13 protein-coding genes are annotated in these 15,921 nt (G+C 57.7%); 5 read left to right on the top strand and 8 right to left on the bottom strand.

Annotated features, from left to right (window positions below):
* Positions 1-43: 43 nt before the first annotated feature.
* The 5 genes from mnmE to rpmH form a co-directional block, all read right to left on the bottom strand.
* Positions 44-1,414, bottom strand: coding sequence for a tRNA uridine-5-carboxymethylaminomethyl(34) synthesis GTPase MnmE (gene mnmE, locus J1N02_RS13530; protein ID WP_043293853.1), 1,371 nt, complete (start codon positions 1,412-1,414; stop codon positions 44-46).
* 79 nt (positions 1,415-1,493) lie between these two features.
* Positions 1,494-3,197: a membrane protein insertase YidC gene (gene yidC, locus J1N02_RS13535; protein WP_027608166.1), complete on the bottom strand. Its 1,704-nt coding sequence runs from the start codon at positions 3,195-3,197 to the stop codon at positions 1,494-1,496.
* Positions 3,198-3,199: 2 nt separating this feature from the next.
* The gene (gene yidD, locus J1N02_RS13540; RefSeq protein ID WP_010207715.1) at positions 3,200-3,445 is read right to left on the bottom strand and encodes a membrane protein insertion efficiency factor YidD; all 246 of its coding nucleotides are present in this window, start codon (positions 3,443-3,445) and stop codon (positions 3,200-3,202) included.
* The gene (gene rnpA, locus J1N02_RS13545; protein WP_053128141.1) at positions 3,438-3,842 is read right to left on the bottom strand and encodes a ribonuclease P protein component; all 405 of its coding nucleotides are present in this window, start codon (positions 3,840-3,842) and stop codon (positions 3,438-3,440) included. The genes yidD and rnpA overlap by 8 nt, the downstream gene beginning before the upstream one ends.
* Positions 3,843-3,858: 16 nt before the next feature.
* Positions 3,859-3,993: a 50S ribosomal protein L34 gene (rpmH, locus tag J1N02_RS13550; protein ID WP_003213577.1), complete on the bottom strand. Its 135-nt coding sequence runs from the start codon at positions 3,991-3,993 to the stop codon at positions 3,859-3,861.
* A gap of 585 nt (positions 3,994-4,578) precedes the next feature.
* On the opposite strand from rpmH, the gene dnaA reads away from it, so the two are divergent.
* Genes dnaA through gyrB form a run of 4 tightly spaced genes read left to right on the top strand, consistent with a single transcriptional unit; the run spans position 4,579 to position 10,787 of the window.
* The gene (gene dnaA, locus J1N02_RS13555) at positions 4,579-6,099 is read left to right on the top strand and encodes a chromosomal replication initiator protein DnaA (RefSeq protein WP_027608165.1); all 1,521 of its coding nucleotides are present in this window, start codon (positions 4,579-4,581) and stop codon (positions 6,097-6,099) included.
* A 38-nt stretch (positions 6,100-6,137) separates the two neighbouring features.
* The gene (gene dnaN, locus J1N02_RS13560) at positions 6,138-7,241 is read left to right on the top strand and encodes a DNA polymerase III subunit beta (protein ID WP_005783345.1); all 1,104 of its coding nucleotides are present in this window, start codon (positions 6,138-6,140) and stop codon (positions 7,239-7,241) included.
* Between the two features lie 20 nt (positions 7,242-7,261).
* A complete protein-coding gene (gene recF, locus J1N02_RS13565; RefSeq protein ID WP_027608164.1) occupies positions 7,262-8,365 on the top strand; it encodes a DNA replication/repair protein RecF in 1,104 nt (367 codons plus the stop codon).
* 4 nt (positions 8,366-8,369) lie between these two features.
* A complete protein-coding gene (gene gyrB, locus J1N02_RS13570) occupies positions 8,370-10,787 on the top strand; it encodes a DNA topoisomerase (ATP-hydrolyzing) subunit B (protein ID WP_027608163.1) in 2,418 nt (805 codons plus the stop codon).
* A gap of 106 nt (positions 10,788-10,893) precedes the next feature.
* Here gyrB and J1N02_RS13575 read toward each other — a convergent pair whose 3' ends face one another.
* On the bottom strand, positions 10,894-11,619 hold the full coding sequence (locus J1N02_RS13575) for a response regulator transcription factor (RefSeq protein WP_027608161.1): 726 nt from the start codon (positions 11,617-11,619) through the stop codon (positions 10,894-10,896).
* A 448-nt stretch (positions 11,620-12,067) separates the two neighbouring features.
* Here J1N02_RS13575 and J1N02_RS13580 point away from each other — a divergent pair, with 448 nt between their 5' ends.
* Positions 12,068-14,350 carry a CHASE2 domain-containing protein gene (locus J1N02_RS13580; RefSeq protein WP_098480673.1) on the top strand — a complete coding sequence of 761 codons (2,283 nt, stop codon included), beginning with the start codon at positions 12,068-12,070 and terminating at the stop codon, positions 14,348-14,350.
* A 180-nt stretch (positions 14,351-14,530) separates the two neighbouring features.
* On the opposite strand, the gene J1N02_RS13585 is transcribed toward J1N02_RS13580, so the two are convergent.
* Both J1N02_RS13585 and gmhB read right to left on the bottom strand, forming a co-directional pair.
* Positions 14,531-15,301 carry a lysophospholipid acyltransferase family protein gene (locus J1N02_RS13585; protein WP_027608159.1) on the bottom strand — a complete coding sequence of 257 codons (771 nt, stop codon included), beginning with the start codon at positions 15,299-15,301 and terminating at the stop codon, positions 14,531-14,533.
* 82 nt (positions 15,302-15,383) lie between these two features.
* Positions 15,384-15,920 (bottom strand): D-glycero-beta-D-manno-heptose 1,7-bisphosphate 7-phosphatase, encoded by a 537-nt coding sequence (gene gmhB / locus J1N02_RS13590; protein WP_166655292.1) that lies wholly within the window; start codon positions 15,918-15,920, stop codon positions 15,384-15,386.
* Position 15,921 lies beyond the last annotated feature (1 nt).

A 15,921-nucleotide genomic window follows, 5' to 3' on the forward strand; every position in this document is an offset into this window, starting at 1 on the left:
AATCAAAATGCTCTTCAGGCCGCTATCGCTGGCAAGCCTGCTCCTACTTGCCGATACAGAAGCTGGAGAAGATCCGTCCCAACAAATCATCGGAGCTGAATGCGCCGGTGATTTCTCCCAACAGCTGCTGCGCCTGGCGAAGATCCTCAGCCAGCAGCTCCCCCGCCCCCGCCAAGGTCAACTGCGCCCGGCCGTGCTCCAATGCCGAGCTTGCATGGCGCAGCGCCTCCAGGTGCCTGCGGCGCGCACTGAAGCTGCTTTCCGACGTCTGCTCGTAACCCATGCAGGCCTTGAGATGCTCGCGCAGCAATTCCAGGCCCTCACCCGCAGACTTGGCGCTCAGGCTGATAGTGACGTGGCCATCAGCGCTGGTTTCCATCGCAATGGCTTCACCCGTCAGATCGGCTTTGTTACGAATCAAGGTGACTTTGGCCGGGTCCGGCCGTTGCTCGAGGAATTCCGGCCACAATGCAAAAGGATCCACAGCCTCCGGCGCGGTGGCGTCCACCACCAGCAGTACCCGGTCCGCTTCGCCGATGGCTTTGAGCGCGCGTTCCACGCCGATCTTTTCCACCTGGTCATCGGTATCGCGTAAACCGGCGGTGTCGACGACGTGCAACGGCATGCCATCGATGTGGATATGTTCGCGCAGGATATCCCGGGTGGTGCCGGCGATCTCGGTGACAATGGCTGCTTCACGCCCCGCCAGCGCATTGAGCAGGCTGGATTTGCCGGCATTGGGACGCCCGGCGATCACGACGGTCATGCCGTCTCGCAGCAACGCGCCTTGCCCGGCTTCCCGCAGGACTGTGGATAACTCATCACGGACCTTATCCAGCATCGCCAATACATGGCCATCGGCAAGGAAGTCGATTTCCTCTTCAGGAAAATCAATCGCCGCCTCGACGTAGATGCGCAGGCTGATCAACTGTTCGGTCAAGTTATGCACACGCAGGGAAAAAGCGCCCTGCAGAGAGCGCAGCGCATTGCGTGCAGCTTGCGCAGAACTGGCCTCGATCAAATCGGCAATCGCCTCGGCCTGTGCCAGGTCGAGCTTGTCGTTGAGGAATGCCCGCTCACTGAACTCACCCGGGCGAGCCAGGCGGCAACCCAACTGCAGGCAGCGCTGCAGCAACATATCCAGAACGATCGGGCCACCGTGCCCCTGCAATTCCAGCACGTCTTCACCCGTGAAGGAGTTGGGTCCCGGGAAATACAGGGCCAGGCCTTCGTCCAATACTTCCTCATCAGAGCCGAGGAACGGGCCGTAATGGGCATAGCGCGGCGTCAACTCTCGTCCGCTGATGGCCTTCGCGGCAATCCCGGCGAGCGGTCCGGAAATACGAACGATACCGACACCGCCGCGACCCTGAGCGGTAGCGACAGCAGCGATGGTTTCACGAGGAGCGCTCATCAGCAGGTTCCAGAATAAAAGTGACGGAAAGCAAAACGCCCCACTAGGGGGCGTCTTGAGTGGTTATCCACAGAGTAAATTACGCCTCGGCTTTTTTGGTAGCCGCTTCGATTTTACGTGTGATGTACCACTGTTGAGAGATCGACAACACGTTGTTGACCACCCAGTACAGAACCAGGCCAGCCGGGAACCACAGGAAGAAGAAGGTGAAGATGATTGGCATCATTTTCATCACCTTGGCCTGCATCGGATCCGGCGGCGTCGGGTTCAGGCGCTGCTGGATAAACATGGTCGCGCCCATGATGATCGGCAGGATAAAGAACGGGTCTTTGATCGACAGGTCAGTTATCCACAGCATGAACGGTGCCTGGCGCATTTCCACGCTTTCCAGGAGTACCCAGTACAGCGACAGGAATACCGGCATCTGTACCAGAATCGGCAAGCATCCACCCAGCGGGTTGATCTTCTCTTTCTTGTACAGCTCCATCATGGCCTGCGACATTTTCTGCCGGTCATCGCCATGTTGTTCTTTCAGTGCGGCCAGTTTAGGGGCCACGGCACGCATGCGCGCCATCGACTTGTAGCTGGCGGCCGACAGTGGGAAGAAGATCCCCTTGATCAGCATGGTCAGGAAGATGATCGACCAGCCCCAGTTACCGACGATGCTGTGGATATGTTGCAGCAGCCAGAAGATCGGCTGGGCAATGAACCACAGGATGCCGTAATCCACAGTCAGTTCCAGACCTGGGGACAACTCTTTCAGCACGGCCTGGCTTTTCGGGCCGGCGTACAGCGTAGCGCTGGTTTCAGCCTTGGCACCTGGAGCGACGGTCATCGCCGGGCCTGTGTAGCCGATGATGTAGTTGCCTTTGCTGTCCTTGCGCGCCAGTACTGCATTGTTCTGGCCGGGCTGAGGAATCCACGCGGTCACGAAGTAGTGCTGCAGCCAGGCTACCCAGCCACCGTTCACGTTATAGGTGATCGGCGCCTTGGTTTTGTCTTCGGCCACTTTATCCATGTCTTTCATGGATACTTTTTTGTACGGCTCCGAACTTGTCCACAGGGCAGCGCCCAGGTAAGTCGCGGTACCCGTCGCAGTGCTGGACGATGGATCGGAACTGGCGTCACGCTTGAGCTGCGCAAACATTGCGCCGGTCCAAGGCTGGGCGCTCTGGTTGTCGATCAGATAGGTGACAACGATGTCGTACAGGCCGCGCTTGAGTGTGAAGCGCTTGATGTAGTTGACGCCGTCCTTGCTGAACTTCAAGTCCACGACCAGTTGGTCTTGGCCATCTGCCAGTTGATAGCTCTTCTTCTCCGCAGAGAAAATCGGACGACCGGTTGCACTCGCATCAGGGCCGTTGGTGCCGATCAGGCCACTTTGTGCCTGGTAAACACGTTCGCCACCGTTATCGAACAACTGGAATGGGATTTCCGGGTGATCCTGACGACGCGGATACAGCGGAAGTGTCAGCTTGGCAACATCGCCACCTTGCGGGTCGATAGCCAGGTCCAACACATCCGTCTTGATCTGGATGAGGTCGGTGCTTGCGGCAACTGCAACTTCGGCAGGTGCTTTTGTTTCGCCCGCTGCCCGTGGAATGTCATCACTGGCGGCAGTATTGGTGCCACTTACTGTATCGGGAAGCCCCGCTGGAACAGCATTGGCAGCAACATTCTGAGTCGGCAGGGCAGCCTGGCCATAGTCCTGGTTCCACTTAAGGACCATGACGTAGGACACGATTGCCAGGGCGACGATCAGGATCGTGCGTTTAATATCCATGATTACTCGGCCATCGAAGAAGAACGGGAGGTAGGGATAGGTGGAACCGGGTCATAACCACCGGGATTCCACGGATGACAGCGACCTAAACGACGAAAGGTCAGCCAGCCACCGCGCAGAAGACCATGATTTTCTATGGCCTCTAACGCGTAGCAGGAACAACTGGGGTAGAAACGACAGTGGCTGGCCATCAGAGGACTAATGGCATAGCGATAAAACTGGATCGGAACGAGTGCCAGTTTACGCATCGGTGCTGTCTACCCCTACAGTTTCGGTGCTGACTGCTGGTGCTGGTTTGTTGGTACGCGCCAGACGTTTCCAGAGCTTGCCGAAATGCTGAATCAATTCGGGGTTTTCTACATCCCCCAAGCCTTTGCGCGCGACGATAACAATATCCCAACCAACCAGGGTGTCCTGGTGGAGGCGAAACGATTCGCGCATCAGACGCTTGAGGCGATTGCGCTCAACGGAGAGCTTTACGCTCTTCTTGCCGATCACCAACCCGAGACGGGGGTGATCAAGATCGTTGTTACGCGCAAGGAGCAGGAGATTTTTCCCCGGAACCTTGCCGGTGGGGGAGTCAAAGACTGCCTTGAAGTGCCGGGGGGTTAGCAGACGCTTTTCCCGACTGAAGTCCTGACTCACCACCAGTACCGGATTATCAAACTGCCAGACGCGCACGACCTTTGGCGCGGCGACGCGACAGGACAGCACGGCCGTTCTTGGTAGCCATGCGAGCACGGAAGCCGTGGGTACGGGCGCGTTTGATGGTGCTTGGTTGGAAAGTACGTTTCATGGCGTTGTTACCTGGTTCGTCCACAACGGGCCGGAATGGCCCCCGTTTTAAGAGACCGGCGATTCTAGAGAAAGCAAGCCTCTAGGTCAATTTCCAACCAGCTTTTCCTTCAATTAGATCTTTACGGGCCTCCAGACCTTTTCTTTCCGTTCTGCTTCCATGAGCAATGCCATAGATATAAAAATAAAGAAGGAAGTTATTTAAAGCTTTTCTGTAAAGCTTATAAAAGCTAGGCAGGCCATCCTCTGTGGATAACTGCCTTAAGGCCATATTCCACGTGCTGTACAGAGAATGACAACATGGGGGAGAAGCGGTGCTCTGCCTGTGCTGCGCTGTCGGATAAGCTGTGTGTGGAATGGCATGTTATCCACAGGCCAGTTACCCACAGACTTTCGACCCCACTTGTACAACGAGCTCAGGCGCGCTTATCCACAGAGCTTATGCACAGACCATCTGTCGCATTTTTTGCAGTTAAGGCATTGATTTTGGCTGGCCTGTGAGCAACCTACATGTGGATAAGTGGGCTGCTGGCCGCTACAATGGCGGCTGTTTTTGCCTCACCGGCTTTCAACTTAGGGGATATCCGTGTCAGTGGAACTTTGGCAGCAGTGCGTGGAGCTTTTGCGCGATGAGCTGCCTGCCCAGCAATTCAACACCTGGATCCGCCCGCTACAGGTCGAAGCCGAAGGCGACGAGTTGCGTGTCTATGCGCCCAATCGTTTTGTTCTCGACTGGGTCAACGAGAAGTACCTGAGCCGCGTTCTCGAATTGCTCGATGAACACGGCAATGGCCTTGCGCCCGTGCTTTCCTTATTAATAGGCAGCAAACGCAGCTCGGCACCTCGTGCTGCACCGAATGCTCCGCTCGCAGCGAGTGCCTCGCAGGCTCAAGCCCCTGTGGCGCCTGTTAATAACTCGCCAGCGCCGGTTGCCCAGACGCCTTCGAAAGCCTCGTCGCAGAACAACGCGCCTATCAATGAAGAGCCGTCCCGCGACAGCTTCGATCCGATGGCGGGTGCCAGTTCACAGCAGGCTCCGGTCCGCGCCGAGCAGCGCACGGTGCAGGTCGAAGGTGCGCTCAAGCACACCAGCTACCTGAACCGCACGTTCACCTTCGAGAACTTCGTCGAAGGTAAATCCAACCAGCTGGCCCGCGCGGCCGCCTGGCAGGTCGCCGATAACCCCAAGCATGGTTACAACCCGCTCTTCCTGTATGGCGGCGTTGGCTTGGGTAAGACCCACTTGATGCACGCTGTGGGTAACCACCTATTAAAGAAGAACCCGAATGCCAAGGTTGTGTACCTGCACTCGGAGCGCTTCGTGGCTGACATGGTCAAGGCCCTGCAGCTCAATGCGATCAACGAGTTCAAGCGGTTCTACCGCTCCGTTGATGCATTGCTGATCGATGACATTCAATTCTTCGCGCGCAAGGAGCGTTCCCAGGAAGAATTTTTCCACACCTTCAACGCCCTGCTCGAAGGCGGCCAACAGGTCATCCTGACCAGTGACCGTTACCCGAAGGAAATCGAAGGCCTGGAAGAACGCTTGAAGTCGCGCTTTGGCTGGGGCCTTACCGTTGCGGTAGAGCCGCCGGAGCTGGAGACCCGCGTAGCGATCCTGATGAAAAAGGCCGACCAGGCGAAAGTCGATCTGCCCCACGACGCCGCGTTTTTCATCGCCCAACGCATCCGTTCCAACGTGCGTGAGCTGGAAGGTGCGCTCAAGCGTGTCATTGCGCACTCTCACTTCATGGGCCGCGACATCACCATCGAGCTGATTCGCGAATCCCTGAAAGACTTGCTGGCATTGCAGGACAAACTGGTGAGTGTGGATAACATCCAGCGCACCGTGGCCGAGTACTACAAGATCAAGATTTCCGACCTGCTGTCCAAGCGCCGTTCGCGCTCGGTGGCGCGTCCTCGTCAGGTGGCCATGGCACTCTCCAAGGAGTTGACCAACCATAGCCTGCCGGAAATCGGTGATGTGTTTGGCGGCCGCGACCACACCACGGTCTTGCACGCGTGCCGCAAGATCAACGAACTTAAGGAATCCGACGCGGATATTCGCGAGGACTACAAGAACCTGCTGCGTACACTGACTACTTGATGACACCAGCGCAGCTTATTAAGGCAAGGGACTAGACCATGCATTTCACCATTCAACGCGAAGCCCTGTTGAAACCCCTGCAACTGGTCGCAGGCGTCGTCGAGCGCCGACAGACCTTGCCGGTGCTCTCCAACGTATTGCTGGTGGTCGAAGGCCAGCAATTGTCCCTGACCGGTACCGACCTGGAAGTCGAGCTGGTCGGTCGCGTGCAACTGGAAGAGCCCGCTGAACCTGGCGAGATCACAGTACCCGCGCGCAAGCTGATGGACATCTGCAAAAGCCTGCCGAACGACGCGCTGATCGACATCAAGGTTGATGAGCAGAAGTTGGTGGTCAAGGCGGGTCGCAGTCGTTTCACGCTGTCTACGTTGCCGGCCAATGATTTCCCGACTGTGGAAGAAGGCCCGGGCTCACTGACCTGCAGCCTGGAGCAAAGCAAACTGCGCCGTCTTATCGAACGCACCAGCTTCGCCATGGCCCAGCAGGATGTACGTTACTACCTCAACGGCATGCTGCTGGAAGTGTCGGAAGGCATCATTCGCGCCGTGGCCACTGACGGTCACCGTCTGGCGATGTGCTCGATGCGCGCCGATATCGGTCAACCTGACCGTCACCAGGTGATCGTGCCGCGTAAGGGTATTCTCGAACTGGCGCGCCTGCTCACCGAGCCGGATGGCAATGTCAGCATCGTGCTGGGTCAGCACCATATCCGCGCGACCACCGGCGAGTTCACCTTCACCTCCAAGCTGGTCGACGGCAAGTTCCCGGATTACGAGCGCGTTCTGCCTAAAGGCGGCGACAAGCTGGTGATCGGTGATCGCCAGGCCCTGCGTGAAGCGTTCAGCCGTACTGCGATCCTGTCCAACGAGAAGTACCGGGGCATTCGTCTGCAGCTGGCCAACGGTCAGTTGAAAATCCAGGCCAATAACCCGGAGCAGGAAGAAGCGGAAGAGGAAGTGGGCGTCGACTACAACGGCGGTTCTTTGGAAATCGGCTTCAACGTGAGCTACTTGCTGGACGTGCTGGGTGTGATGACCACCGAACAGGTTCGCCTGATCCTGTCCGACTCCAACAGCAGTGCCCTGGTGCAGGAATCCGATAATGACGACTCGGCTTACGTTGTTATGCCGATGCGCCTGTAATCATGCCCAGCAGAAGCTAGATGTCCCTTAGTCGCGTCTCGGTCACCGCGGTGCGCAATCTGCACCCGGTGACCTTCTCCCCCTCCCCCCGCATCAATATCCTCCACGGCGCCAACGGCAGTGGCAAAACCAGCGTGCTGGAAGCCATCCACCTGCTCGGGCTTGCCCGTTCCTTTCGCAGTGCCCGCTTGTTGCCGGTGATTCAGTACGAACAACTGGCTTGCACGGTATTTGGCCAAGTCGAACTGGCAGAGGGTGGGCACAGCAGCCTGGGGATTTCTCGTGATCGCGGCGGTGAGTTCCAGATTCGCATCGACGGGCAAAATGCTCGCAGTGCCGCACAACTGGCAGAGATCCTGCCGTTGCAACTGATCAACCCTGACAGCTTCCGCTTGTTGGAAGGCGCGCCGAAGATCCGCAGGCAGTTCCTCGACTGGGGAGTGTTCCACGTGGAACCGCGATTCATGGCCACGTGGCAGCGCCTGCAGAAGGCCCTGCGGCAGCGGAACTCATGGCTGCGGCATGGTACACTTGACGCCGCTTCGCAAGCGGCCTGGGACCGGGAATTGTGCCTGGCCAGCGATGAAATAGATGAATACCGCCGTGCCTATATCAAAGCCTTGAAACCAGTCTTTGAGCAGACCTTGAGTGAGTTGTTGGATCTCGAGGGGCTGACGCTGAGTTACTACCGTGGCTGGGACAAAGACCGTGAGCTGAGTGCAGTGCTCGCGACGTCCCTGCAGCGGGATCAGCAAATTGGCCATACCCAGGCCGGACCCCAACGGGCTGATTTGCGTCTTAGATTAGGCGCACACAATGCTGCGGATATCTTGTCCCGCGGCCAGCAGAAGTTGGTGGTGTGTGCACTGCGGATCGCCCAGGGGCATCTGGTTAGCCAAGCCCGACGTGGTCAGTGTATTTATCTGGTGGATGACTTGCCGTCTGAACTCGACGAGCAACACCGCCGTGCGTTATGCCGCTTGTTGGAAGATTTACGCTGCCAGGTGTTTATCACCTGTGTAGACCACGAATTATTGAGGGAAGGCTGGCAGACGGAAACGCCAGTCGCTTTGTTCCACGTGGAACAAGGCCGTATCACCCAGACCCACGACCATCGGGAGTGAAGGCATGAGCGAAGAAAACACGTACGACTCGACCAGCATTAAAGTGCTGAAAGGTTTGGATGCCGTACGCAAACGTCCCGGTATGTACATTGGCGACACTGATGACGGTAGCGGTCTGCACCACATGGTGTTCGAGGTGGTCGACAACTCCATCGACGAAGCTTTGGCCGGTCACTGCGACGACATCAGCATCATCATCCATCCGGACGAATCCATTACCGTGCGCGATAACGGTCGCGGCATCCCGGTAGATGTGCACAAAGAAGAAGGTGTTTCGGCGGCAGAGGTCATCATGACCGTGCTCCACGCCGGTGGTAAGTTCGACGACAACTCCTACAAAGTCTCCGGTGGTCTGCACGGTGTGGGTGTGTCGGTGGTGAACGCTCTGTCCGAAGAGCTGATCCTGACGGTTCGCCGCAGTGGCAAGATCTGGGAGCAGACCTACGTCCACGGTGTACCGCAGGAACCGATGAAAATCGTTGGCGACAGCGAAACCACTGGTACCCAGATCCACTTCAAGCCCTCGGCTGATACCTTCAAGAACATCCACTTCAGCTGGGACATCCTGGCCAAGCGGATTCGTGAATTGTCCTTCCTCAACTCCGGTGTCGGCATCGTCCTCAAGGATGAGCGCAGCGGCAAGGAAGAGCTGTTCAAATACGAAGGTGGCTTGCGTGCGTTCGTTGAATACCTGAACACCAACAAGACTGCGGTCAACCAGGTGTTCCACTTCAACATCCAGCGTGAAGACGGCATCGGCGTGGAAATCGCCCTGCAATGGAACGACAGCTTCAACGAGAACCTGTTGTGCTTCACCAACAACATTCCACAGCGTGACGGTGGTACTCACCTGGTGGGTTTCCGTTCGGCGCTGACGCGTAACCTGAACACCTATATCGAAGCCGAAGGCCTGGCGAAGAAGCATAAGGTCGCCACCACCGGTGACGATGCCCGTGAAGGCCTGACCGCAATCATCTCGGTGAAAGTGCCGGACCCTAAGTTCAGCTCCCAGACCAAAGACAAGCTGGTGTCTTCCGAAGTGAAAACTGCGGTTGAACAGGAGATGGGTAAGTACTTCTCCGACTTCCTGCTGGAAAACCCGAACGAAGCCAAGCTGGTTGTCGGCAAGATGATCGACGCCGCACGTGCCCGTGAAGCGGCGCGTAAAGCCCGTGAGATGACCCGCCGTAAAGGTGCGCTGGATATTGCCGGCTTGCCAGGCAAACTGGCTGACTGCCAGGAGAAGGACCCTGCCCTCTCCGAACTGTACCTGGTGGAGGGTGACTCTGCTGGCGGTTCCGCCAAGCAGGGTCGTAACCGTCGCACCCAGGCCATCCTGCCGTTGAAGGGTAAGATCCTCAACGTCGAAAAGGCTCGTTTCGACAAGATGATTTCCTCCCAGGAAGTCGGCACCTTGATCACGGCACTCGGCTGCGGTATTGGCCGAGACGAGTACAACATCGACAAGCTTCGCTATCACAACATCATCATCATGACCGATGCTGACGTCGACGGTTCGCACATCCGTACCCTGCTGCTGACCTTCTTCTTCCGTCAGTTGCCCGAGCTGATCGAGCGTGGCTACATCTACATCGCCCAGCCGCCGTTGTACAAAGTGAAGAAAGGCAAGCAAGAGCAATACATCAAAGACGACGACGCCATGGAAGAGTACATGACGCAGTCGGCCCTGGAAGATGCCAGCCTGCACTTGAACGACGAAGCCCCGGGGATCTCCGGCGAGGCGCTGGAGCGTCTGGTTAACGACTTCCGTATGGTGATGAAGACACTCAAGCGCCTGTCGCGCCTGTACCCACAGGAATTGACCGAGCACTTCATCTACCTGCCGTCCGTAAGCCTGGAGCAGTTGGGCGACCACGCACACATGCAGGAATGGCTGGCCCAGTACGAAGTGCGCCTGCGCACTGTCGAAAAATCCGGCCTGGTGTACAAAGCCAGCCTGCGTGAAGACCGTGAACGTAACGTCTGGCTGCCAGAGGTCGAATTGATCTCCCACGGCCTGTCGAACTACGTCACCTTCAACCGCGACTTCTTCGGCAGCAACGACTACAAGACCGTTGTGACCCTCGGCGCGCAACTGAGCACCCTGCTGGACGACGGTGCTTATATTCAGCGTGGCGAGCGTAAGAAAGCGGTCAAGGAGTTCAAGGAAGCCCTGGACTGGTTGATGGCGGAAAGCACCAAGCGCCACACGATCCAGCGATACAAAGGTCTGGGCGAAATGAACCCGGATCAGCTGTGGGAAACCACCATGGACCCAGCTCAGCGTCGTATGCTGCGCGTAACCATCGAGGACGCCATCGGCGCAGACCAGATCTTCAACACCCTGATGGGTGATGCGGTCGAACCTCGCCGTGACTTCATCGAGAGCAATGCCCTGGCAGTGTCTAACCTGGATTTCTGATCCAGGTACGACGCCCAAAATAAAAAAGGCCAACGCATAGCGTTGGCCTTTTTTATTGTGTGGAAATCATCTTCTGCCAAATGCTCCACGTGGAACATCGTGGTTTTTATCCATGAGAAGAAGCCGCCGCCACACTCTCCAATCGATACCCATACCCATAGATCGTCAACAATTGCCAACCCCTGTCAGCGGTAAGCCCGAGCTTGTTGCGTAGCCGATAGATATGCGTATCCAGTGGCCGGGAGGACACCATTTCTTCATGGGTCCAGAACCGCTCATAAAGGTACTCGCGTGACAGCGGCCGAGCCAGGTTGGCGAACAAGCAGCTCGCCAGGCGATATTCGCGCTCGGTAAGGTTGATCGGTTTGCCTGCGCGTGTGACGGTCAACTCTGCATCGTCGAAGGTCAGGTCGTTGAAACTCTGCACTTCAGGGGTTGCCGATCTCTGCAGGCCATGCCGACGTAGAACGGCTGTCACTCGTGCCTTCAGTTCGTTAGGTCGAAAGGGTTTGCTGACGTAGTCGTCGGCCCCGCTGTTCAATGCGCTGACGATATCGCTTTCGGCATCACGGCTGGTGAGCATGATGACTGCAGGTGGCGACTCCATGTGTTCACGGGTCCAGCGCAATAAGGCAATACCGGTGATGTCGGGCAGTTGCCAGTCGAGTATCAGCAGGTCGAAGGTCTCCCGGCGCAATTGTCGCAGCAGGTCTTCGCCGCGCTCGAAGCAATGCAGTGTCCAGGGTTGTTCGGCGGTGCTGGGGATTTGTCGCAGTGTCTGTTCCACCCGTCGCAATTCAGCGGGTTCGTCATCCAGTATTGCGACACGCATGGGGGGGTCCTTTCTTCTTGAAGAGTACGGCAGTCGTATTGAGGGGCACGTACTGCGCAGATGCCGGTCAATGAATCTGAAGAATTGTGCTCAGGTTCGTCGACCCCTTGGATCTCTCGGTACGCTGGGATCAATAAGCGAATACGCCATTGAAAGCCCTCCATACCTATGTGGGAAAGATACCGGCTCCAGGCGTTAAGGAAAAGGATCAGCCGACGCATGCGCTGTCGTAAACTCCTGTGCCCCGATAGTGGATGCCCTTTGGACTCCCCGCCGTTATGAACATCCAGCAGGAAATTTTTTCCACCGTGTCGAAAATGAGCTTCACTGGGCTCAATGCGTCGTTCTATCACGTACGCGTGTCGGCTTACGCCGTGCAACGCCTGAGGAGGAATCGGGGGGCTATGCCATCTTCTATCGCACGCCAACAACTCAAGCGCGTTGATCCATGATGCTCTGGGGAAAGGCCGAAAAGCGCCAACCCACCCATGCCCAGCGCCTGTTCCACGGTCTGGTACGTGAGTGGTTATGGATCGGTTTGCTGCTGTTGCCAATCACTGCATACCTCTCGATGAGTCCTGGCCTGGCCTTGAACAACCCGCTATACGACAGCCTTCGACGTCTGGCGCCCCTGCCGGTGGATCCGCGCATCCTGCTGGTAACCATCGATGACCCTAGCCTGAAGAAACTCGGCCAGTGGCCCTGGCCGCGCAGTGTGCACGCCGACCTGATCGATCGCCTGAGCGCGGCGCAGCCGGCCGGTATCCTGTTTGATGTGATCTTCAGCGAGCCCGGTAACCCGGTCAATGACAAGCGCCTGGCCGACGCGGTGTGCAACGCCGGCAACGTATTGTTGCCCTTGGCTCGTGACGATTCGGCCAGCTACAGCCAGTCTGGGGCACAAATGCTGTCGCTGCTCAAATGTGCCAAGGGTGTCGGGCATATCAATGTGGAGGCGGATAGCGATGGCGTGGTCCGCAGGCTGTATATGCGCGAGGGGCCAGCCGGTGCCACGGCGCTTCAGTTAGCGTGGCTGGCTTTCGCGATGAGCGGGCAATCGGCCGAGATGCCCGGGGAACCTCTGCCATCGATCACCCAGGATTGGCACCGGGAGCATGCGGTCCGTATCCCGTTTATTGCTGCCGACACCCATTTCCCGAGCGTGTCTTATGTCAGCGTATTACGTGGTGAGGTCCCTCCTGAGCGGTTGCGGGGCCGTCTGATTCTGGTGGGGGCGACAGCGTCGGGCATGGGCGATCGCTTTGTCACACCGCTCTCTCCTATGGCTGGCACCACAGCGGGTGTGGAGATCCAGGCCAATGTGCTCAATGGCTTGCTGCAAGATCGAAGTATTGTGGACTTGCCCGGCTGGCTGGCCGCACTGATCGCAACGTCCCTGGTGGCGATGTTGCTGGGCCTGCTGCTCTACCGCCCACGCTATGCGCTGTGGATGACCCTGGGATGCATGTGCTTGGCCTTGCTCGGTTCAGCGGCCTTATTGCGCCTGGGCTACTGGTGGTCGCCTGCGGCCTGCTTGATCGGTTTGCTGCTCAGCTACCTGATCTGGAACTGGCGGCGTCTCAGCGTGATCCTGGCCTACTTCGGCTGGGAATTGGCGCGCCTGGATAACGAACCCAAAGTCTTGCCCGAGCGCCGCCGTGCACCCGCCAATAAGGGTGACGTATTGCAGGGCCGTATCTTTGCCTTGGAGCAAGCCGTCAGTCGTACGCGGGACACGCGACGGTTTATGGCTGATGGATTGGAATGCCTGCCGGTGGCGACACTGATCACAGACACCCAGGGTAATGTCCTGTTGGCCAACCGCATCGCCCGGGAAGTGTTCGGCAATGACTTGATCAACCATAACCTTCTGGAGCAACTGGCCGACCTGGGTTATCCGCCGCTGCACAATGGCGTACGCCCTACCCTCTCGACACTGGAACTCGTTGAGTTTCGTGATATCCACCAACGCAGCCTGCGCATGGAGCTTGCCCCCTTGCTGCCGGCCGAAGGGGATGTCGCGCTGGGATGGCTGCTGAGCCTCACCGACCTGAGCAAGGAGCGCGAGGCCCAGCAGCATCGGGAAACCATGCTGCGCTTCCTCTCCCACGACTTGCGCGCCCCCCACTCGGCGATCCTCGCCCTGTTGGATGTGCACGACAGTGAGTCGCCGATATTTGCACAGATAGAGCAACAAGTACGCCGCGCCTTGAGCCTGACCGAATCATTTGTGCAACTGGCGAGGGCTGAGGCCGATGGCTACCAGTTCGAGCCTACGCTGTTCGCCATGTTGGTAATGGATGCCTTTGATCAAGTGGCCGTGATCGCCCAGCTCAAGGGGATTCACCTGGTCCACGATCTGGACGAGGCCGACGAAGGGATGGTGTCAGCCGATCAATCGCTGCTCACCCGCGCATTGTTCAATGTGCTGGAGAACGCGATCAAATATTCCCCGTCCGGTACCACTGTCCGGCTGCGACACAGCAGCGCGCAAGGCTGGCTGGAATGCCGCATCAGCGACCAGGGCCCAGGCATAGCCGCCGAGGATTTGCCTGAACTGTTCAGCCAGTACAAGCGCTTTGACTCGGCCCAAGGCAGCGAAGGGCTGGGGTTGGGACTGAGCATGGTCAAGGCGGTGGTGGAGCGTCATGGGGGCCGTATCGAGTGTGAAAGCACCGTGGGCAAAGGCACCACTTTCCGCCTGCAGTTGCCCTTGCTGGACGACTGCTAAAACGTACTTTTCCGCTGTGCATAAAAAACCGGTCTCAAGGACCGGTTTTTTAATGAAGGAAAAAACTTATGCACGTTTTTTGCGATTTTAATGGATTTGGAAATATCTAACTAAATCAACTTATTAGGACCAAAAAAAGCCAATTCGCCAACAAAGCGTACACAGGTTATCCACAGATGCTCATACCACCGGCGTCTCCACCACAATCGGCTCTGGCGGTAGGGAACCCATGGCCCGCTGCTGCGCTTCATTCCATGCCTGGGCACGGTCATTCAGCGCGGCAATGGCGCGTGGGCCTTCCCCTTCTGCGTACATTGGCTCGCCTATCACCACAGTGATGGTGCCTGCGCGTTTTGCCCAACCCGCCTTCGGCCAGAACTTGCCGGCGTTATGCGCAATCGGCAGCACCGGCAGGTTTGCGTTAACTGCCAATGCGGTACCGCCGCGAGAGAACTTGCCTACTGTCCCAAAGGGTACCCGCGTACCTTCCGGGAAGATCAGCACCCACACGCCATCCTTGAGCAGTTCATCGCCCTTCTTGGCGACGTGCTTGAGCGCCGCCTTGGGGTTGTCACGGTCGATGGCGATCGGGCGCAACATGGCCATGGCCCAGCCGAAGAACGGCACGTACAGCAGCTCGCGCTTGAGCACCTGGCTCAACGGCGAGAAGTAAGCCGAGAGGAAGAAGGTCTCCCAGGTGCTCTGGTGGTTCGACAGAATCACGCACGGCTGCTCCGGTACGTTTTCAGCGCCCTTGATCTCGAAACGAATGTTCAGGAACGCCTTGGTCAGCCACAACGCGCAGCGGCACCAATAGACGTTGATAAAGCGATAGCGCGCCTTGAACGGCAGGAACGGCGCAATAAAAAAGCTCAGGGTGCACCAGAGAAACGAACTGGTGCCCAGCAGCAGGTAAAAGAAAAAGGTTCTGATGGCCTGCAAAATCGACATGGCGGCATTTACCGTTGCGGGACATGGCCCGCCTGTTAAAAGCGCACTCCCGAACAGTCCTTGGCCAGGAAGTCGAGGGCGGCTAGTTGTTGATAAGTTCTGCGGCAACCGCCGCCAGATCGTCAAAAATCAAGGTGCCTACCGGCAGGTTTTTCGCCTGGGTCTTTTCGCCTTTCCCGGTCTTTACCAAAACTGGCTGAGAGTCGACGGCTTTGGCCGCCTCCAGGTCACCGAGGCTGTCCCCGACGAACCATATCCCAGCCAAGGGCACCTTGTAATGTTCTGCAATGGTTTTCAACATGCCAGGCTTGGGTTTGCGGCAATCGCAGCCCTCATCCGGCCCGTGAGGGCAGTACACCACCAGCCCCACTTCCCCGCCCTGCTCCGCCACCAGCGTGCGCAAGCGCGTGTGCATGGCGTCCAGGGTGGCGATGTCGTAATAGCCGCGGGCGATGCCGGACTGGTTGGTGGCGATGGCCACCGTCCAGCCGGCTTTGCTCAACTGCGCGATGGCCTCGATCGAACCGGGCAGTGGAATCCATTCCGCCACCGACTTGATGTAAGCGTCGGAGTCGTAGTTGATCACCCCGTCCCGATCGAGAATCAGCAGTTTCAACATG

This window comes from Pseudomonas sp. NFX5 (genome assembly GCF_049132125.1).
Taxonomy (GTDB): domain Bacteria; phylum Pseudomonadota; class Gammaproteobacteria; order Pseudomonadales; family Pseudomonadaceae; genus Aquipseudomonas; species Aquipseudomonas marginalis.